Origin of the sequence: Neobacillus sp. NPDC093127, assembly GCF_044754175.1 — a bacterium.
Classification (GTDB): Bacteria; Bacillota; Bacilli; order Bacillales; family Cytobacillaceae; genus Neobacillus.
Window position 1 is genome coordinate 35105 of the sequence record NZ_JBIVOP010000002.1, and the last position, 21825, is coordinate 56929.

10 protein-coding genes are annotated in these 21825 nt (G+C 41.9%); 8 read left to right on the forward strand and 2 right to left on the reverse strand.

Going from position 1 to position 21825, the window contains the following annotated elements:
* The first annotated feature begins 171 nt into the window (after nt 1–171).
* The 3 genes from ACIQCO_RS03400 to ACIQCO_RS03410 are packed head-to-tail and all read left to right on the forward strand — an operon-like array spanning nt 172 to nt 3050.
* Entirely contained in the window at nt 172–327 is a 156-nt protein-coding gene (locus ACIQCO_RS03400) for a hypothetical protein (protein ID WP_156351169.1), read from the forward strand.
* Entirely contained in the window at nt 305–1252 is a 948-nt protein-coding gene (locus ACIQCO_RS03405; RefSeq protein ID WP_400425973.1) for a hypothetical protein, read from the forward strand. The genes ACIQCO_RS03400 and ACIQCO_RS03405 overlap by 23 nt, the downstream gene beginning before the upstream one ends.
* Before the next feature lie 16 nt (nt 1253–1268).
* Nucleotides 1269–3050 carry a hypothetical protein gene (locus tag ACIQCO_RS03410; protein ID WP_400425975.1) on the forward strand — a complete coding sequence of 594 codons (1782 nt, stop codon included), beginning with the start codon at nt 1269–1271 and terminating at the stop codon, nt 3048–3050.
* 39 nt (nt 3051–3089) lie between these two features.
* Here the strand turns inward: ACIQCO_RS03410 and ACIQCO_RS03415 are convergent, their stop codons facing one another.
* Nucleotides 3090–3392 (reverse strand): DUF4359 domain-containing protein, encoded by a 303-nt coding sequence (locus tag ACIQCO_RS03415; RefSeq protein ID WP_400425977.1) that lies wholly within the window; start codon nt 3390–3392, stop codon nt 3090–3092.
* Nucleotides 3393–3728: 336 nt separating this feature from the next.
* Here ACIQCO_RS03415 and ACIQCO_RS03420 point away from each other — a divergent pair, with 336 nt between their 5' ends.
* Nucleotides 3729–4646, forward strand: coding sequence for a CPBP family intramembrane glutamic endopeptidase (locus tag ACIQCO_RS03420; RefSeq protein WP_400425979.1), 918 nt, complete (start codon nt 3729–3731; stop codon nt 4644–4646).
* Nucleotides 4647–4701: 55 nt separating this feature from the next.
* Here the strand turns inward: ACIQCO_RS03420 and ACIQCO_RS03425 are convergent, their stop codons facing one another.
* Nucleotides 4702–5298: a hypothetical protein gene (locus tag ACIQCO_RS03425; RefSeq protein ID WP_400425980.1), complete on the reverse strand. Its 597-nt coding sequence runs from the start codon at nt 5296–5298 to the stop codon at nt 4702–4704.
* Between the two features lie 595 nt (nt 5299–5893).
* On the opposite strand from ACIQCO_RS03425, the gene ACIQCO_RS03430 reads away from it, so the two are divergent.
* The 4 genes from ACIQCO_RS03430 to ACIQCO_RS03445 all read left to right on the forward strand — a co-directional run bounded on the left by ACIQCO_RS03430 (nt 5894) and on the right by ACIQCO_RS03445 (nt 21764).
* On the forward strand, nt 5894–10165 hold the full coding sequence (locus tag ACIQCO_RS03430; protein ID WP_400425982.1) for a S8 family serine peptidase: 4272 nt from the start codon (nt 5894–5896) through the stop codon (nt 10163–10165).
* Nucleotides 10166–10455: 290 nt separating this feature from the next.
* Entirely contained in the window at nt 10456–14850 is a 4395-nt protein-coding gene (locus tag ACIQCO_RS03435) for a S8 family serine peptidase (protein WP_400425984.1), read from the forward strand.
* Nucleotides 14851–15113: 263 nt separating this feature from the next.
* On the forward strand, nt 15114–19304 hold the full coding sequence (locus tag ACIQCO_RS03440; RefSeq protein WP_400425986.1) for a S8 family serine peptidase: 4191 nt from the start codon (nt 15114–15116) through the stop codon (nt 19302–19304).
* A 222-nt stretch (nt 19305–19526) separates the two neighbouring features.
* The gene (locus ACIQCO_RS03445) at nt 19527–21764 is read left to right on the forward strand and encodes a glucosaminidase domain-containing protein (protein ID WP_400425988.1); all 2238 of its coding nucleotides are present in this window, start codon (nt 19527–19529) and stop codon (nt 21762–21764) included.
* Nucleotides 21765–21825 lie beyond the last annotated feature (61 nt).

Genomic DNA, 21825 nt, shown 5'->3' on the forward strand with positions numbered 1-21825 from the left:
TTTCTGCGTGATATCCCCATTTTACCACCACTGCCAGAATATTCCCAAACAATAATTCCCTAGATATAATAAAAATTTCCTATTATAATATAAATTAATGTATTTAATGGAAAATCTATGTAACTTTTTGCCGAAAAATAGCTGGTATTTATCCGAATAGGAGGAATCAGAATGAGTATTTATAGTATTGTGTTTACTAGTATTCTAGTTGTAATCCTTATCTGGAAAACGTATAAATTATTCAAAAATAAACGGAACAGCGGCGACTTCGAAGGGATTGACGATGAATTAGTGATTATGCTTAATGAAGGTGATTCCATTGGCTAAACAGGCCGTCCAGTTATCCAAGAAGAAGCGGACGAAATATCACCATCAAAAGCTGAAAATGTGTAAAAAATGCAATCGTTATTCCGTTCTTAAGGATCAGAACTGCTCGAAATGCGGCTCCGCTTATGTTGGCATCGAAAGATTAGTCAAATCGATTTTTAAAAACCGTGTACTTACCGAAGCAATGTGGATTTTAATCATTGTAAGCATTGGCATTGTTGCCGCTCCAACAGTTCAAACCTTGTATTATTCCTTAATCGCTGGTTTAATTTTTTGCATCAGTTATGTCGTCCTGACGTTCGTCTTCATGAAAAGTGAGTTTTTCACCCAGCTAAAAAGGCTCCTCAGGGCCGATTTCAAAAGAATCCAATCCGGCATCCAGTTTGACAGTGAGCTTGCCAAAGCAGATGTCAAAGAAGAGCGGCTTGCTCCCGCCTATGAAAAGCTCCGCGAGATTGGCGATTTTATTCATAGTGATCAGCTGAAAATCCGCCGCGTGATGGTATTAAACGAAATTATCCTCAGAAGTGATATGGAGCTTGAGCTTGAACCGCTTATTCCTTCATCCTATGATAAGGATTTTGTGCAATATGCCCTTGAGGTATTAAGAATCAATCGGACGCTGATCACGAAGAAGTGCATCGCCTATTTTATCCACTATCGTGATGCGATTGTCATCGACTTCGGGATGGATTCGCTCATTGCTGTTGCTGGAACATCGTTACGAATGAAGCTGTACATCGTTGAATTTTCCGAGTTTATCGAAGAATTTCTTGAATACTTTCCAAAGGAACGTGTCCTTCGGCTTTGCAATATTCTCTATTCCAACCCCGAAGTGGACTGGGGCGATCTTTTAGAAAAGACAAAGCGATTGGTTGCGATGAAGTATAATTACGACCCTGATTTCAAGCGGTTTGTTTCATAGAAAGGACACAAGCGCCATGTTTAAATTGACAGTTTATAAAAAAGTGAATATGTCCCGGAATTTTTTCTTGCTAATCCTCGTTTTTCTGCTCGTGCTTGTCGGTGGAAAAATTATTATGGCCCATGAGAAAATCACTACTTATAAGGAAGCGATGCAGTTATATAACTCTGGGAACTTACGAGCGGCAGAAAAGAAGTTCCGGGCAGCCAAGCTGAATGTAGCGGTTACAGATCATAATCAGGATATCAATCAAAAGCTGTCGATTCTTTCACCCATTCGCGAAGTAATCGATGATCTAGATGAAAAAGCCGCTGGCTATTACAAACAAAACGACCTCGACAAACTCGTTGATATGTACGACAGATGGCAGGAGAGCCGGAAAAAATGGGTGTCAGGCACCGTGATTCAAAAGCAAATGTATGAAGAAATGGTCGCATTTACGAAGCTTGATCATGATATGCTGGGATATTTTTCAGAGATTAAGCAGACGAATCTAGCAAAATTACAAAATTATTCGCCAAAGAGCAGTGCTGAAGAGGAAGAGGTTTTTAACAGCTTGAATCAGGTGCCTGCTGAATATTTCGGCGGCGACACTAAAAAAACGAAAGAGATTCAAACCTCCTTCCGAACGTATTACTCAGGCAAGATGAATAAATTAACCGCAGCAAACGCTCCGGTTGTCGATATTACTGTCGAAGGCGAGCGCCAATTCGGGATGCTCGCTAAGTTTTCGATTGATTCCCGCTGGCTTACGGACACCCTTGACAGCCATTTGGTCAAAGTCCTTTCCGCGGCGCTTACAAAGAAGGATTATTCCACCTTTGCCGAGCAGGCCAACACCGTGAAGAGACTGTCAGCGAGCATGGGAGCGGCTAGAGTTTTTCCGTTTATCGAAAAATCAAAGGCTGACTTACTTGCCAATGCGAATAAACTCGTCGCGAGCAATAAGTTCGCAGATGCCATCAGTATTTATGAAGCCTTAAGGCCATTAGAAAATACCGATCAGCTTCTCACCAATGCCAACATCGCCTGGGATAAATATGAACCGATTCGCGTGCTCCAGCGTCTGTATCCTGGAAAGGAATTTCCTCATTTCGTGAACGCGAAAAACAAATGGGGAGCGGACAGTGTGATTGCGGCCATCTCCAAAGACGGCGGGATTTATCTTGGCAAGCTTAAGGGGGAAGAGGCGATGGTAGTTACGGAAGGAAGTCTCCAGGGTTCGCCAACGATAAGCAAGCTCACCTTCCAGAGTAATTTGGGCCAATCCGACTACCCGGTTATTTACATCGAGGCAAAATCTTCGGAACGGAAGCACCGTTATATTGCCTATGAAGTCCGCGCCAATTCAATGGGGAAAATTCTGGATGTTGAGGCAGATAACCTTACCATTGAAGCAAAGAATGTTTTATTGGCCTATAATCCGACCGGTTCCGGGGCTGGCCAGCTGGCCTACTATGAGCCGGGCAGCGACGGAGACTACCAGTTTACAAAAATAAAAGTAGACTACGTTGATATTTCCGTACAGGATATTGCCCAGTACTACGGGAAAAAGGTCCGCTTCACTGCCTACACGACAGTGAATCAAAACGGCGGCGCCCTGGTTACCTTGTCGGAAACCTATAACTATAGTACCAATCGCTGGGATAAAACGTATTTATTGCTAATGGGGCAATCAACACTGATGATCTACAGGGATTATACCGTTATCGGAATGTTTACTAGCTACGCAAACATAACCGATGATTATGGCGAACAAATACGCGTTCCTGTTTTCCAGATTGAAAAAATCGAATAATAGCAAAGGCCGGTCTTTATAAGGGACCGGCCTTTGTTATTATTCTTCAGTGCCTGACAACGGGATAAAATGATTGAAAATCCCAATCGAGGTGACTTTCCCCATACCCACCTCGGAAAAATCCGTTTTGTAGATGGAAAAAATAAAATAATCTTCTTTTGTGGTTCCAGCATCAAAAATGGATTTCCCGGCAAGTGTTAGAATGCCTTTTTCCAGCAGCGTTGAGGATTTATCGATTGTCTTGTGATTAATCCATTCGAGATAGTCCGAGCGTTCAGGATTTGTTGCTGATAATATGAGTATTGCTGCGACCAAGAGAATGATGGAAAAAAGACGCTTCATTTAGCCAATCTCCTATTCATATAGTATGTAGCTGTTAATTTTTATATAATAAAGTATAAATTGGAAGGTAAGTTTTGTAAATAATCACACTTTTTATTTTCACGGGAAACGGTGAAAAATGACGATTGATATGTTAAATTATTACTATTGAAATCTCGTAAAAGCAACAAAAGGTTCAGGGCAAATAAATTTGAAGGAGACAAAATCGTGATAAGAAAATGGAAGTGGGCGCTTTTCTGTTTCCTTTTCCTGCTGTTTTTAAATGGGTTTGGGATACTAGCGGTAACTATTATAGGAAGATAGATCGACCAAATAAAACTAGCAGGGAATGACGTTATGACAACGAATTTAACAAGACCGATTTCAAAGAAGCTGCTTTTTTCCATCCTTGTTGTGACCATTGGCGCGGAGGTTCTTCTCTATCTAACCAGGTACAGTTCGATGGCCGGCACCCTGTATGATGCCCTTATGGTGTCCTCGTTTTTTATCGGTTTGAAGCTTTACCGGCGCCTCGGCCGTCCAGAGGACAAAGCGAAAACAAAACGGCAGCTAATGCTTCAATTCACAGGTGCATTTCTGATATTTTCCCTTGGAAGTACGTTGAATAATGTTTATTCAACTTTCATATTCCAGGACTTTAGCGATGATTATGATCAGTACGTTCAAGATTATGCCGACATGCAGGCGTATGACCCCGGAGATGTACAAACGACGACAGAACCGGTTTGGGCTTTTTTCGAAAAGGTAGACTTGGTGGGCTACGATATATTCGCAGACATTCTCGCAGGTTTAGAAGAGGTTTGGCGGCTGGCCTATATCATTTTCTTCCTCATGATTTTTAAACGAATTTTCCGGAAGCGCTGGGAGAGCGGCAGAAGAGACCTTTTCCTGATGGCGGCCCTATTTCTTACATCGATCCTGTTCGGTATCGACCATACATTAGCTGCCGAACAGCCATGGTCAATCAAAATTGGTGCCATCATCACGTTCGCCAACATGGGCCTCTTATTGGGCTTCATTCTATTATGGACACGAAACCTGTGGGTGATCGTGCTCGTCCATGCCCTTTACGATATAACAGCCACGCTGTCATGGTATTATGTCGAATACGCTGTCGAACGGTTTGCCATCATCATATTTGGTGTCCATCTGATCCTGTTTACGCTGGAAAAAGTGCACCAAAGACGATTAAACCGGGAGATGCAGACGATTGAGCTGCAGCAAACGGCCGAAGTTTTTCAAAACGCCGAATAACCAATCGCCAACCATAGAAAGAGCTGACGCCATTATTGCTTGCGTCAGCTCTTTTTTAATTAATTTGATAGGATTTGGAATTAATCCAATATTGAACCGTGCCATCATCCTTGACGACATATTCAATCTTTTCCCGTTCAAAAGCTTTTCGTAAACTATCGGCGGCCAATTCTTGCTTCACATCCAGCTCAATTAAATATTTATTAAGCCGAACTGGGTCAATATTTTTACCTGCTAGGTAGCTAAGGATAGTAAGTCGTTGTTCCATAGCAGCAATCATATCCTGATGATGGTTCTTAAAGCTGGCCGGGGCCTTGACATCCCTTTCCTTAGATAAAAACGTAGCTTGTGTTTCTTTGGCCATCTGGAGATCAAGATTCCTTTTTTCAAGAATGTCATTCAGTAATTGCACGCTTTGCTCGGTATAATTTTGCTCTATTGTTAAGTAGGAAACGATTTCTTCATGATTGGAAAACGAAAAATGTATGATCATAAACGAACAAAATAACAGGACTCCGATTAGCGAAAAAATCCATTTTTTCATCGAGCGTTTGTTGTCAGGAGAAATGCGCTCTTCTTCCTTTTGGAAAAGGCTGTTAGATTGCAGTTCCTCCAGCTCCTGCTTCACTTTTTTTTGGGCGGCGGTCAGCATCTTCAGCCCTCCGTTTGTAATAGAATGGAAAGAAACTATTACTATCCTACTACAAAAAGTGACAAAAAATCTATTAATTCCCGAGTTTTTCAGTAAATGTTTTGCTGAGTAAAAAGATTTAGGTCGTTCGCTGCTATTCTATCATCAGAAACAGGAACAGTTATTTTTTTACGATAAGACTATTATTCTTTAAAAATTGCATTTAAAAAAATTTATATCAAGTAAACAGATGGGAGCCGGCAATCTGGACAGAAAAGAATGGCTGTCCTCCGAGGTTTTTCTCTGATTTCCTACAAAAAAATTACCAGTAATCCCGCAGTTTTCTGACATCAATGTATATAAAACCTGAAATCATTTTTCCACAACCCATTTGAACGCCCTTTGGAACCGAACGCGACAATCGACATAGGTCAAATTGTCGAATATTGCGAAAGTTTTTTCTTCGTTTCCCGAATTAACTGTTGACCTTCACTAGTAAAAAATACTAGAATTATATTTGTATATTTCGACTTTTCAAACAAAAAGGGAGAATATACACGATGAAAGGTTAATAGTTAAATTTTCTATGACCATTTTAATAGGGGGGAAATCATTAATGAGCAATAAGAACCACAATAAGCAACGTAAAATTGCTACATATGCTTTAGCATCAGCTCTAGTATTGTCGAACTTTAGTTTAGTGTCTCAAGCATCCGCAGCCACGACCTATAAGCCTGGTGATTTGAATTCAAAGCTTCAACAATTAAAGCAGTATCAAACAGCAAAGCAGTCTCTGAAAGCAGCAGATTCAAAGCTAAATAGTGCAAAAGCATCCCTAAAGGCCACTGATAAGGTTCGTGTTATCGTCGAGGTAGACGGCCAAACACCTGTTGAATATGCAACAAAGCAGGGAAAACTTTTCAAAGAATTATCTGAGGATACTAAATCTTCACTTGCCTCAAAGGTTGACAGCCAACAAAAGTCTGTTAAGAGCAAAATTACCTCCAAGGGTATTAAAATTGATTACAAACAGCAGTATGCAACAGCATTCAACGGTTTCAGCGGCGAGGTTGCCTATGGAGATGTGGCCAAGCTTGAAGCGATTGCAGGCGTAAAAAAGGTATATCTCACCAATTCCTATAATCGTCCTGTTCTTGAACCAAACATGAAAACAAGCCATAATTTCATTCAATCACGTGATACATGGTCCGATTCCGGATTTAAGGGTGAAGGAATGGTTGTTGCTGTTATTGATACGGGCGTGGATCCGTCCCACCGTGACTTTAAAATAACAGACACTTCTAAAGATGATTTAACAAAAGATGGAGTAGCAAAGGCTGTTAAAGATAATGGCTTAAAAGGAAAGTTCTATACAGACAAAGTTCCTTACGGCTATAACTATTATGACCAAAACAATACAATCCTTGACCTTGGACCTGGAGCAAGTATGCACGGAATGCACGTTGCCGGCACGGTTGCGGCCAACGGTGACGAATCGAAGGGCGGTATTAAAGGGGTTGCACCAGAAGCACAGGTTCTTGGGATGAAGGTATTTAGTAATGACCCGCTTTTCCCTTCAACAACATCTGATATTTATCTGGCGGCGATTGATGATTCCATCAAGCTTGGTGCCGATGTATTAAATATGAGCCTTGGTTCAACTGCATCCTTCTATGAAGAAAACAGTGCTGAGGATCTTGCCATTCGACGAGCAACAGCAAACGGGATTGTTTGTGCGGTTTCTGCAGGGAACTCACAGCATCTTGGATACGGCTGGGATGATCCATTTGCGAAAAACCCTGATATCGGCGTAGTTGGAGCGCCTGGATTAAATCCAGATACCATCTCTGTTGCGGCAGCTGGAAATGAAGCCTACTTGTTCCAGCATGCGATTACGTTAGAGGGGAATACAAACTTCTCGGCTGTAGGTAAAGGTATCGATGATTGGAATAAGCTTGTGGCCGATAATGGCGGCAAACTTGAACTTGTCAGCCTTGGAGCTAAACTTGGTACCCCAGAGGATTATAAAGGTCTTGATGTGAAAGGAAAAGTTGTCGTTGTTCCACGCGGAAGCTTAACATTTGTTGATAAAACGACAAACGCGGCTGCTGCCGGCGCAGCAGGTATTATCGTCTGGAATGCAACCAACGGAGTTCCTTACGACAATCAAGGCGGCTGGGATGCGCCATTCATGTTTATCTCAAAAGCTGAAGGGGAAACGCTCAATACTGCGATTGCGGCTGGCCAAAAAACCCTTAAAGTTTCTCAAATCAAGAAATCTGAAAGTCCTGAAATGGGCCGGATGACAGACTTTACTTCATGGGGAACAACACCATCCCTTGAAATGAAGCCGGAAATTACCGCACCAGGCGGCAATATTTATTCTACTGTAAACAATGATAAGTATGCACTTATGAGTGGTACTTCAATGGCAGCGCCACACGTTGCCGGCGGGTCTGCACTCGTTCAAGAATACCTGCAAGCAGATAAGCGCTTTAAAGATTTATCTGTAGCGGATCGAACACACGTGGCAAAAGTATTATTAATGAATACGGCTAAGGTGATCGATGATTTAGAAGGACAGCCATTCTCACCACGCCGTCAAGGTGCTGGAATGATGCAAACCCATTCTGCTGTGACTACACCTGTATATGTGGTCAACAAGTCCAATGGTGAACCAAAGGTAGAATTGAAGGATTTCCAATCGAAAAAATTCGAAATGACTTTCACGGCTAAAAACGTTACAGACAAAGCTGTTACGTATGATGTAAATGCAAAAGTCTTAACAGATACTTTCTATCAATATGAAAAAGATGCCCCGGATTATAATGCTTTAGAAGCTGGTGACATGAAAGATGCCAAGATTGATGCACCGAAGACAGTAACGGTACCTGCTGGCAAGTCAGTCGATTTCACTGTTAAAGTTGATTTATCAAAAGCGAAAATTCCTGGCTATGATCTAGACGGTAAAAAAGTATTCCGTGATCTTAAAGAAGACATTTTCGTTGAAGGTTCTGTGAATCTTAAAGCGCAGGACGAAAAAACGCCTAACTTAACAGTTCCGTATGTAGGTTTCTACGGGAAGTGGGACAACCCTTCCATCCTTGATGGCTTTAAAGATTTAGGTGAAGACAAATTCTTCGATGCAACTGGTATGTTTGGAGCAAACCAACCAGTTAACGATATGTTGATCGATGATTGGTTCCAAGCACCAATTCCAGAAAAGAATGTATGGACGATTTCACCAAATGGTGACGGCTACAATGATGACGTCAATGCGTTCCCGGCATTTTTACGAAATGCCGCTGAAGTTCAATTTAACATCTTGGATAAAGATGAAAAATTACTCCGCCGTGTTAAAACAGAAACGCAAGTAAGGAAAAACTACTATGATGGCGGCCGTGGCACTGTTTATAACTATGAAACAGACAGAGCATGGGATGGTAAAGTCGGCGGCAAAACAGTAAAAGACGGCTTGTACTATTATGAAATCAAATCTGTTGTCGATTATGCCGGTGCTAAATGGCAATCGAAGAAAGTTCCAGTATTAGTTGATAACACAGCTCCAAAAGTGGATGCTACCTACAATCCAGAAACAGGTGCCGTTACTTGGAAGACATTTGAAGAAGGTTCCGGCGTTGAAATTTACGCAATTTTTGTTAACGGCAAACTTGCCGATGTCTTAGAAGATGGCAAGGCCACTTCCTATGTCATTAAGAACGCACCGGCAAAAGCAATCGTTGAAGTACTTGCGATTGACTATGCGCAAAATGCTGCTTCAGATACAGCGGCAATTGGTGATGTGGAAATGCCATTAATCTTTATTACTGATGGTAAAAAAGATGCGAATGGCAACTATGTGTCTAATTCACCTGAGGCGTATGGTGCTTATAATTCCCGAACTGTACCAGTAAAAGGGATTGTGACAGATGATATCGGCATTAAATACGTTAAGGTTGCTGGCAAACAAGTTCCAATTGTAAAAGACGCCAAAGGCAATTTAACGTTCTCAACTGAAGTGACGTTTGAAAAAGACGGCCTGCAAGGTATCTTTATTGAAACAGTCGATCATGCGAACAAGCCGTTCTCAATTTCTCGTTACGTATATATTGACACCACTAAAGGTGAAATCAATGTTACCGCGCCGGAAAGAGTCGATGCAAACGTTAAAGAAATCACTTTAGACGTGAACTTGAAGGATAACCACAGTTACCTTGATTTCTTCGTCGATGATAATAACCTATTAAAGAAATCTTCGGATAGCGAAGTTGATATGCAGAAAGCAATCAGCCAAAATGTGAAAGTGACCCTTCCATTAGAACTTGGCGACAACAAGTTTACCTTGAAGCTAAAAGACATTGCAGGTAACGAAACAATCAAGGAACTTGCTATCAAACGTGCCAATGCTGAACCATCCGTATGGAAACTTGAAAATGGATCTTGGTTCTACTATGTTGACAGTAAAAAGGCAACTGGCTGGGTACAAGATGCCGGTAAATGGTACTACCTTGCTAAAGACGGCAAAATGCAAACTGGCTGGGTGAAGGACGGTAATACTTGGTATTACTTGAATAAATCAGGCGCAATGGCAACTGGCTGGCTATTAGATGGCGGCAAGTGGTATTTCTTAAATAAATCAGGTGCGATGGCAACTGGCTGGGTGAAGGATGGCAAAACTTGGTATTACCTAAATAAATCAGGCGCAATGGCAACGGGCTGGCTGCTAGAGGGTGGCAAGTGGTATTACCTCAATAGTAACGGTGCCATGGCAACTGGCTGGAAGTATGTGAACGGCAAATGGTATTTCCTCAATAGTTCTGGTGTAATGGCAGCTAACACAACTGTTGACGGCTATAAGCTTGGCAAGGACGGAGCTTGGATTAAATAAGCTTGGTTTCTACTAGAATAAGGCGAACAGAATCATTCTGTTCGCCTTATTTTTACTAGATTAAAAGAGAGCAAAAAAATGATTAATTCATTTAGGCCAATGGTTGGATAGGAATATGTCGAAAAATGCGAAAAGAATTTCCCTATTTTCTGAATATTCTATTGACCAATACTAAGCTAAAAGACTACTATTATATTTGTAATATTCATTTTTTTCGATTAAATAGGAGGGAAGTAGACAAAAAAACAATTTTTATGCTAGTCATCTATTATTAAGGGGGCAATACGTTAATGGGTAAAAAGAATCAAAAAAGTAAGCGTAAATTAGCTACATATGCACTGGCTTCAGCGCTTGTATTATCCAATCTTGGTTTCGTTTCGTCAGCGACTGCAGCCACGTACAAACCAGGCGATTTAGAATCAAAAATCAAGCAAATTAAACAGTTTGAGGCAATGGATCCTGCTGCCTTTACCGCAACAGATTCAAAAGCAGTTAAAACAAAAGCAAATCTTAAAGCAACAGATAAAGTTCGTGTGATCGTTGAAGTAGATGGGCAAACACCTCTAGAGTTCGCCACAAAACAAGGCCAATTATACAAAGAATTATCAGCCGATAAAAAATCCCAGCTTACTACTAAGGTAGAAAATCAACAAAAGTCTGTCAAAGACAAAATTAAAGCTAAGGGAATCAACATTAAATATAAAAATCAGTTTTCAACCGCCTTTAATGGATTTAGTGGTGAGGTGACCTATGGAGACCTGGCTAAGATTGAATCGATTGCAGGTGTAAAAAATGTTTATTTAGCGAATGAGTACTTACGTCCACAAGCAGTACCGGAAATGAAAACAAGTCATAACTTTATCCAATCCCGCAGTACATGGGCTGACACTGGCTTTAAAGGCGAGGGAATGGTTGTCTCCATTATTGATACAGGGATCGACCATACGCATCGTGACTTTAAATTAACAGATAAGAGCAAGGAAGATTTGACTACCGATAAAGTTAGCAAGATTGTAAAAGATAATGGCTTAAAAGGGAAATTTTATACTGATAAGGTACCATATGGCTATAATTATTACGATCTAAATGATACCGTCATTGACTTAACCACAAGTATGCATGGTATGCACGTAGCCGGAACTGTTACAGCTAACGGTGACGAAGCGAATGGCGGAATTAAAGGGGTTGCGCCTGAATCACAAGTTCTTGCAATGAAGGTATTTAGTAATGACCCAATCTATCCTGCTACATGGTCTGATGTATATCTAGTCGCCATTGATGACTCCATCAAACTTGGCGCTGATGTGCTAAATATGAGCCTTGGTGATGTCGCCTCTTTCTACACTGAAAATAGTGCTGAAGATTTGGCGATTCAACGGGCAGTCGACAATGGGATTGTTTGTGCCGTAGCTGCCGGGAACTCAGGGCATATCGGATATGGATTGACAGGTACAACTGGAACTCCACTCGCACAAAACCCTGATATTGGTACTGTCGGCGCGCCTTCCATTTATCCGGAGGCTCTCTCTGTTGCCGCATCTAACAACGGTGTTATCTTGTACAAGCATGCTCTTTCATTAATAGGGAATTCTACATTCAAGAGTGAGGGTCTTGGTCAAGACGACTGGACAAGGCTGGTCGCAGATAAGGACGGCAATCTTGAGCTAGTAAGTCTTGGCGGCAAGCTTGGTTATCCGGAAGATTACCAAGGTGTAGATGTTAAAGGAAAAGTGGTCGTTGTAAAACGAGGAACGGTAACCTTTGCTGATAAAACGAAGAATGCCTATGCAGCCGGAGCGGCAGGTATCATTGTTTACAATGATGATAATGCCATCCAAAATAATCAGGGCGGTATGGAAATTCCGTTTATGATGATTCCGAAAGCTGACGGTGCAGCACTGGAAGCAGCAATTGCAGCAGGCAATAGAACATTGACTGTAAAGTCTGCGGTAGTAGAAACCTCTACAGTAGGAAAGATGACAACCTTTACTTCATGGGGAACAACTCCATCCTTGGAAATGAAACCTGAAATTACTGCTCCAGGTGGAAGTATCTACTCGACAGTAAACGCTGATAAATACTCTACTAAGAGCGGTACTTCAATGGCAACTCCACACGTTGCCGGCGGTTCTGCATTAGTACAGCAATATTTGCAGGCAGATAAGCGTTTCGGCCAGCTTTCAGTTGGTGAGCGCACAAAGCTTGCTAAAGTCTTGTTAATGAACACAGCGAAAGTTATCAATGACGTTGATGGTCATCCGTACTCGCCTCGCCGTGAAGGTGCAGGGATGATGCAAACCCTTTCTGCTGTAACAACACCAGTATATGTTGTCAATAAGGCAACCGGTGAAGCGAAGGTAGAATTAAAAGATTTCCAATCGAAGAAATTCGAAATGACCTATACAGCGAAAAACGTTTCCGATAAAGATGTTAAGTACAAAGTAAACACAACCGTATTAACTGATGCGGTTAAAAAACAAGCCAAGGAAGGCGCACCGGATCTGAACGCTCTTGCTACCGGTGATATGGAAGGTGCGAAAGTAGAAGCACCGGATACCATCACTGTCCCAGCAGGAAAATCAGTCGACTTTACCGTGAAAGTAGACTTCTCGGATGCTAAAATTCCTGGGTTTGATAAAGACGGGAAGAAGATTGCTCTTGACCTACATGAAGATATTTTTGTAGAAGGATCCGTTAATTTACAAGACACTAATTCAAAGGCACCGAATCTGACTGTTCCATATCTCGGCTTCTATGGCAAGTGGGATCGTCCACAAGTTGTCGATGGGTTCAGAAGCCTTGGTGAAACAGCCTATTATGATTTAGCAACCATTACAAGGAAGTTCCCTAAAGATGTCCAAAACATGCTGACGAATAATGATAAAAATTACCTTGCTCCTGTTCCGGGTAAGAATTTTTATCCGTTTTCACCGAACGGAGATGGTGCGCTTGATAATATCAACGTCTTTCCATCCTTCCTTCGCAACGTCGAAGAAGTTCAATTTAATGTCTTGGACAAGGATGGCAACTTCCTGCGCCGAATGAAAGCAGAAGCACAAGTGATCAAGAGTGCTTACGATGGCGGCAATGGTGATCCGGCATCTCAAAAAGCAGATCGTGTATGGGACGGAAAAGTAAAAGGTCAAGTTGTTAAGGATGGTTTGTATTATTACGAAATCAAATCCCTTATCAGCTATAAGGGTGCAGAATGGCAATCGAAGAAGATTCCAGTCTATGTTGACACCACAGCGCCTAAAGTTACAGCCACTTACGACCCAGCTAAATCTGTTGTCGCCTGGGATGCAGTAGAAGAAGGAACAGGCGTTAAACAGTATAGTATTTTCGTAGACGGTGTGCTTACTGGTACAGTCGATGGCAATACAACTTCATATCAGCTTGTAAATCCACCGAAAAAGGCAGTTGTCGAAGTAGTTGCCCGAGATTATGCTGATAACTATGGAGCCGACACGGCTGCAATTGGCGATGTAAGTCTGCCGAAAATTTACCTTGATGATTATGGCCCAGAACCATATGCTGGTTACAACACCTTTGAAATTCCTGTTAAAGGTTATGTAACAGAGGATGTTGGTCTAAAATCGTTCAAAGTAAATGGAAAAGTAGTATCAACAACGAAGGATTCAAAAGGGAACTTTGCCTTCTCGACGACAACTACGTTTGATCATGAAGGGTTAGTTGACGTCATCTTTGAAGCAACTGATCATTCCAACAAGACATTCTCGATTTCTCGTAAAGTCTTCTTGGATATAACAAAACCTACTATCAATGTGACAGCACCGGATAGAGTGGATAAGAATGTTAAAGAGGTTACAGTTGATGTCAACTTACAAGATAACTATCACTATATAAATTTCTTTGTTGATGAAAACCATGAGTTTGAAACACCATTCATCAGCCCGGTAGATTACTTGGCTCCATTGAATAAGAACTATAAAGTAACAGTTCCATTAGCGGAAGGCGAAAACAAAGTCGCTCTAAGAGCAGTTGACTTTGCCGGAAATGAAACAATTAAAGAAGTTATCATTAACCGTAAGGATGCAGATCCAAAACCGGATCCAGATCCAAAACCAGATCCGAAACCAGATCCAGATCCAAAACCAGATCCAAAACCGGATCCAAAACCAGATCCAAAACCGGATCCAAAACCAGATCCAAAACCGGATCCGAAGCCAGATCCAAAACCAGAAGTGAAAAACGGCTGGAGCTTAGAAAACGGTTCATGGTACTTCTATACGAAGGATGTAAAAGCTACCGGATGGGTACAGACTGGCGGCAAATGGTATTACCTTGCTAAAGACGGCAAAATGCAAACTGGCTGGGTGAAAGACGGCAACACTTGGTATTACCTGAATAAATCGGGTGCAATGGCCACTGGCTGGGTGAAGGACGGTAACACTTGGTATTACCTAAATAAATCAGGTGCTATGGCCACTGGCTGGGTGAAAGACGGCAACACTTGGTATTACCTAAATAAATCGGGTGCGATGGCTACTGGCTGGTTATTAGATGGCAGCAAGTGGTATTACCTCAATGGTAACGGTGCCATGGCAACTGGCTGGAAACTAGTCAACGGCAAGTGGTATTACCTCAATAGTTCAGGTGTAATGGCTGCTAACACGACTGTTGATGGCTATAAGCTTGGCAAGGACGGAGCTTGGATTAAATAAGATCAGTTTCTTCTATTATTAAGGCGAACAGATTTCGGTCTGTTCGTCTTTTTACTATTTTTTGGCCCCTTCAATGGTGCCTGACACCATCCCGCCAAAATTTCGCTACTATTTCCTACTATTCTACTAAAAAAACATTGACCGTTTCCCTGCTCTCTACTAAAATTGGATTAGCATTTAGATTTTTCCTACAATTCTGGAAACGAATTGCTTGAGTGAAATAATTTAAGTATGCTAGTTATTTTAGAGGGGGAAGCAAAAGCATGAGCCTAAAGTCATGGAAAAAGAAAAAGAAGATGACTTCATATGTGTTGGCATCAGCGCTGGTATTATCAAATGTCGCTTACGTGGCACCAGCTGCTGCAGCATCGCCAACACCAACGGCAAAAAAAGATTACGCTTCAATGGTCAATCAGTTTAAACAGCATCTAAAAGTAAACAATCGCCACAAGCTCAGCGAGAAACTTAAAGACAAGTTCAAAGCGACAGAACAGGTTCGGGTCATTGTTGAAGTAGAAGGGGAAACACCCGTTGAGTTAGCAACAAAGCAAGGAAAACTTTACAAGGATTTATCAGAAAGCATCAAAGACTCCATGACTGTTAATCTTGAAAAACAGCAAGCAACGGTGAAGGATAAAATTAAGGCCAAAGGTGTTAAGCTTAAATATAAAAACCACTTCTCAACTGCCTTTAACGGGTTCAGCGGTGAAATCGCATTTGGCGATATGGAGAAGCTTGAAGCCGTCGAAGGTGTAAAACACGTTTATTTAGCAAATGAATACAAGCGTCCGGTAAAACCTGACCTGAAAACAAGTAAATCATTTGTTCAAGCACCTGAAACTTGGGCAGATGCAGGATTAAAAGGCGAGGGAATGGTAGTCGCCGTCATCGACACAGGGGTGGACCCAAGTCATAAAGACTTTGTTTTAACAGATGCTTCAACAGCAGGATTAAACAAGAATGATGTTAATCAAATTGTGAAGAAGGATAAATTAAAGGGGAAGTTTTATACCAAGAAAGTACCATACGGCTATAACTACTTCGACCAAAATGACACGATCATTGATAAAGGATATGACACTGGCATGCACGGGATGCATGTCGCCGGGATCGTTGCCGCAAATGGTGACGAAGAACATGGCGGTGTTAAAGGGATGGCTCCGGAAGCACAGGTTCTGGCGATGAAGGTATTTAGTAATGATATTCTTTTCCCTTCGACCTGGTCAGATGTGTACCTTGCCGCCATTGATGATTCGATCAAGCTTGGTGCCGATGTATTGAATATGAGCCTTGGTGAAGTGGCTTCTTTTTATTCGAAAGATAGTGCAGAAGATGTAGCGATTACCAGAGCAACCAATAATGGGATTGTGTGCTCAATGTCTGCCGGAAACTCAGGAACGATTTCATACGGCTGGGGTAATCCGTACTACAAAAACCCGGATATCGGAGTCGTTGAAGCACCGGGATTAAATCCGGATGGAATTTCTGTTGCAGCGGCGAATAATATTTCAACCCTATACCAGCATGCGATCACGGTTGACGGATTCACTGGTGTTGGTTATGGGACGGACGATTGGACGAATGTGGCAGCTGTAAGTGAAGATTTACAAGTAGTCAGTCTAAACGGAGGATTTGGTGATTGGGAAGATTATGAAGATGTCGATGTCGTTGGCAAGGTGGTTCTTGTTCAACGCGGCGAAATCTCATTTGCGGAAAAAGCATGGATTGCCGCTGAAGCAGGTGCTGTCGGCATTATCGTCTATGATACCGGAAGCTCAACATTCTATAAAAACCAAGGCGACTTTGATATTCCGTTTATGTTAATTTCGAAAAAAGAAGGTCAGTCGCTGGAAGCAGCAATTGCAGCCGGACATACTTCTTTGAAAATCAAGCAGCTGGATAAACAGCAAAACCCAGACTCAGGAAGAATCACCGAGTTTTCCTCTTGGGGAACAACACCGGGCCTTGAATTAAAACCGGAAATTACAGCACCTGGCGGGAAAATCATTTCAACCTTAAATGATAACCAATATGGTGAAATGAGCGGTACATCAATGGCGGCTCCACATGTAGCCGGCGGCGCAGCCCTTGTCCAGCAATACCTGCAAAAGGACAAGCGCTTCACAGGTCTTTCAGTCAGTGACCGTACTCATTTAGCTAAAACATTATTAATGAACACAGCAAAAATTATTGACGATGCAAATGGGCAGCCGTTCTCACCAAGACTCCAAGGTGCAGGAATGATGCAGACCTACAATGCGGTGAACACACCTGTATATGTTGTCAATAAAAGCAACGGTCAAGCAAAGGTAGAATTAAAAGACTTTACGTCGAAACAATTCACCATGACACTTACCGCTAAAAACGTATCAAAGAAGGATGTAACATATACAGTAAAAACTGATGTATTGGCCGATACTCAAAAGCAAAATAAAGATGGGGAAGCAACTAATGCCCTAATCGCCGGTAATCTTGAAGGGGCACTCATTGACGGTCCGGCAACAGTTACCATTCCAGCCGGAGCAACGAAAGATATCACCATCAAGGTGGATATTAGTAAGGCAAAGGTTCCTGCTATTGACACGAAAGGGAACAAAAAGACTGTTGCCCTTAAGGAAGATATGTTTGTTGAAGGCTTTGTTAGATTAATAGATGCTGATAAGAATGTGGCCGGCAAGAAAGAACTAAGCCCTGACCTGACCATTCCATATGTAGGCTTCTACGGTAAATGGGACCGCCCATCGATTCTTGACGGCTTTAAAGATTTTGGAGAATCGCGCTTCTATGATCTTCAAGGCATGTTTGATTGGGAAGATGAAGATGGGAATAAAGAAGAATTTCCTGTCCATGATATGTTGTCAGATGACTGGTTCACTGCGCCTGTTCCTGACAAAGGTTTTTATGCCATCTCACCAAACGGCGACTGGATGCAGGATGATATCAATGTTCTCCCAGCATTTTTACGAAATGCAGCCGAGGTTCAAGTTAACATTCTAGACGGTAACAAACAATTACTTCGTCGGGTTAAATTGGAGAAGAACGTATTTAAGACCTATTTTGATGATGGGTACGGTATGCCATTCTCCTATAATTACGATCGCATTTGGGATGGGACTGTAAAAGGCCAAGCGGTTAAAGACGGTTTGTATTACTACCAAGTGAAATCAGTGATTGATTACAAAGGTGCCGGTTATCAAACAAAAGACATTCCAGTTTACGTTGATACAACTGCTCCGGAAGTAACCGCAAGCTTCGACCCGAACACCTCTCGTGTTAAATGGAAAACGGTTGAGAAAGGTTCTGGCGTCCAAGCCTATGGTATTTTTGTAAATGGCGAATTCATAGATGAATTGTCTGGAGATGAGAAAAGCTATAAGTTAACCGATGTTCCGGAGGGATCTTCGATTGATGTTCTTGCCGTTGACTATGCTTATAACTTTGGCGGCGATACCGTTACTTTTGGCGATGTAGAAGGGGACCCAATCATTATCAATTTTTCAACCACGCCATATGGTGCCTATAATTCGAAAGAAGTTCCTGTTTCAGGCGTGGTAATTAATGAAGTAGGACTAAAATCATTGACGGTTAACGGTAAAGAGACCAAATTCACCCATTCGGGACCAGGAGGGTATGAGTTTTCAACGACAACAACATTTGCGAAGGATGGTTACTACGACGTCATCGTCAAGGCCGTAGATAAATCGAACAACACATCATCGATTTCCCGTAAGGTGTTTATTGATACGACTGCACCACAAATCAATGTGAGTGCACCAACGGTTGTTCCAGAAAAAACCGATAAAGCTACCCTGAAGCTTAACCTAAAGGATAACTTCAACTATCTTTCATTATTCGTTGACGATAATCATGAATATGAAAAAGCAATCGTCGGTCCTGTAGATGTTCTGAAACCTGCCAATGATAATGTTGAAGTAAAAGTAGCGCTTAAAAAAGGCGTCAACAAAATTACCTTAAAGCTTCTTGACCTGTCAGGCAACGAAACAGTCAAGGAAATCGCGATCAATCGGGCAAATGTCACAGGCTGGAAGCAAGAGGACGGTTCATGGTACTACTATAAAAACAGTGTCAAAGCAACCAAATGGTTTAAGGAAGGCAATAAATGGTATTACCTTGGCCAAGACGGAAAAATGCAGACAGGCTGGTTAAAAGACAATAACAAATGGTACTTCTTAACCAAGAGCGGCGCGATGGCTGAAAACCAATGGGTCCTTGACCGCGGCAAATGGTATTATCTTGGCTCTGGCGGCATAATGAAAACCGGCTGGGTTGCCCTAAAAGGCAAATGGTACTACCTTAACGCAAATGGTGACATGACAACAGGCTGGAAACTGGTTGGCGGAAAATGGTACTATCTCAACAACTCCGGTCAACTAGCTGTCAACACAACCATCAACGGCTACAAAGTAGACAATAACGGCGTTTGGATTAAATAATACTGGTGCCTGGCACCTTCTTCCATTAAAAGGGAAAAGGTGCCTGACACCCATGTAGGCGGGCAGAGCAATCTGCCCGCTTTTTATGTTGAGGAGGGATACAAAATTACTAAAATCGACATGTTTTTCAAATTTTAGTTGAAAAATTGTCACAAAATGAGAGAATAGAAGAGTAGTAAAAAATAGTTTAAGAGAGAGAGAATTATTCTGGGAGGAAAAATAGTGAAGAAAAAACGTATCGCAGCTTTCGCTTTGGCAACCATGCTGTTTTCTTCAACAGCTTCCGGGGTTACCGCTGCTGGTAGTTATACATGGAAGTATCAGAACAATAATTGGTACTATCAGACCACTGCAGGCAAGAACGTAACAGGCTGGGTCCTTGATAATAAAAGCTGGTATTTTCTAGGCAGCAATGGTGTCATGAAGACAGGCTGGCTGTTAGACAAAAATCGCTGGTACTTTCTTGATAAAAAAAGTGGTGCGATGAAAACGGGCTGGCTGAAAGACGGTAATACCTGGTATTTTCTCGATTCAAGCGGTGCAATGAAAACAGGATGGCTGCTTAACGCCAATACGTGGTACTTCCTTCAGCCAAGCGGCGCGATGAAGACAGGTTGGTTATTAAATGGCGGAAAATGGTATTTTCTTAACACCAGCGGTGCAATGAAAACGGGCTGGTTAGCCAATGCGAATAACTGGTATTTCCTTGACTCAAGCGGTGCGATGAAGACCGGCTGGATTGAAGACAACAAATTAAAATATTACCTAAAGCCAAGCGGTGAAATGATCACTGGCCAAAAATATATTGACGGCGAGCCCTACGTATTTTCTGCCTCTGGGGCATTGAACACCAACCCAATCACAGGCTGGTTCCGCGACGGCTCCATTATCATCTATTTCGATAAAGATGGCAACAAACACAAAGGCTGGTTAGTCGACGGAAGCAATAAGTATTATTTTTCCGAAGAGGGCTTTATTCAAACGGGCTGGCTGACCGAAGGCAGTAATAAGTATTATTTTGGTCCCGATGGAAAAATGCAAACGGGTTTGCAAACCATTGATAATCAAATCTATTATTTCGGAACCGATGGGGCACTGCAAACAGCTAGTGGCTGGAAGCAGATTGAATCGAAGTGGTATTATTTTGGGAGCGAAGGAGCTGCCTATAAAGGCTGGTTGACTGATGGTGCGAAAAAGTTTTACCTAGGCTCTGACGGTACGATGGTAACGGGCTGGCTCTTAGATAATAACAATTGGTACTTTATGAACAGCAGCGGAGTGATGACAACTGGCTGGATTTTAGATAATGGGAAAAAGTATTTTTTGAACAATGATGGCATTATGCAGACCGGCTGGTTAACCGATAAAGCGGAAACGTATTATTTGAATAAAAGCGGAGCAATGACCATTGGCTGGCTGGACTTGGATAACAAGAAGTACTATTTTGATCCAAATGGAAAAATGGTGACCGGCGAGCAGGTTATCGACGGTAAGCTCTATAACTTTTTCGAGAATGGCATCTTAAATACTGGACCGGTTATCCAAACAACCAATTACAATCTAACCTTTGAGCAAATGCTTGATATCGAAATGAAGCAAAGTCCGCAAACAGATAAATATAGAAATAACAAAGCATATGTTAGTTCGGATTTTGTTTTACAAGATGCAAAGGATCCTAAGAAGGGTGTTGTGACAGGGACCTCACTAAATGTTCGCGAAGATACAAATAATAATGCCTTTGTTTACGGAACGCTGAAGCAAGGGGCGCAGGTAACGATTGTTTCACAAGTGGGAACTTGGTATGAAATTGCGTATGTTACTTGGCGGAATGCAAAATCGACGGATGTTGCTTATTATTTGAATCCAACTACCTTTAGCCCAACAGATCCAGAGTACTTCCAATTCCTTCTATTAAATAAAAGTGCTGGAACGACGGCTCAGGATTTAAATGCCAAAGTCCTTCTTGGAAAAGGCATCTTAGCAGGAAAAGGAGAGGCATTCCTGAAAGCAGGCAAGCAAAATAATGTGAACGAGGTTTACCTCGTCGCTCATGCCTTGCTTGAGACTGGCAACGGGAAATCGAATCTCGCTAATGGTATCGTTGTTGACACGGTCGATGGGAAGAAGCTTGATAAACCCGTGACAGTTTATAATATGTTCGGTATTGGTGCGATTGACACCTGTCCCGAAACATGCGGGGCGCAAACCGCTTATAAGAAGGGCTGGTTTACACCTGAAGATGCCATCATCGGGGGGGCAGCGTTCATTGGCGATGGCTATATAAATGCTGCAAAAGATCCGCAGAATACCCTTTATAAAATGAGATGGAATCCAAATGTCCCATGGCATCAATATGCAACAGATATTGGCTGGTCGGTAAAGCAGGTAAATAATATTAAAAAAGTCTACGATTCATTAAGTTCGTATACATTGTACTTTGATATTCCTGTATATAAGTAATATTCAAAAAGGGCTGTGCAGTCAAATGCGCGGCCCCTTTTTATTTTCAATTAAAGAGGCA

Excerpts from the sequence above, each read along its gene's own strand:
- ACIQCO_RS03425 (WP_400425980.1), bottom strand. The coding sequence starts at position 5,298 with ATGCTGACCGCCGCCCAAAAAAAAGTGAAGCAGGAGCTGGAGGAACTG.
- ACIQCO_RS03420 (WP_400425979.1), top strand. The coding sequence starts at position 3,729 with ATGACAACGAATTTAACAAGACCGATTTCAAAGAAGCTGCTTTTTTCC.
- ACIQCO_RS03405 (WP_400425973.1), top strand. The coding sequence starts at position 305 with ATGAAGGTGATTCCATTGGCTAAACAGGCCGTCCAGTTATCCAAGAAG.
- ACIQCO_RS03400 (WP_156351169.1), top strand. The coding sequence starts at position 172 with ATGAGTATTTATAGTATTGTGTTTACTAGTATTCTAGTTGTAATCCTT.
- ACIQCO_RS03430 (WP_400425982.1), top strand. The coding sequence starts at position 5,894 with ATGAGCAATAAGAACCACAATAAGCAACGTAAAATTGCTACATATGCT.
- ACIQCO_RS03410 (WP_400425975.1), top strand. The coding sequence starts at position 1,269 with ATGTTTAAATTGACAGTTTATAAAAAAGTGAATATGTCCCGGAATTTT.
- ACIQCO_RS03415 (WP_400425977.1), bottom strand. The coding sequence starts at position 3,392 with ATGAAGCGTCTTTTTTCCATCATTCTCTTGGTCGCAGCAATACTCATA.
- ACIQCO_RS03435 (WP_400425984.1), top strand. The coding sequence starts at position 10,456 with ATGGGTAAAAAGAATCAAAAAAGTAAGCGTAAATTAGCTACATATGCA.
- ACIQCO_RS03440 (WP_400425986.1), top strand. The coding sequence starts at position 15,114 with ATGAGCCTAAAGTCATGGAAAAAGAAAAAGAAGATGACTTCATATGTG.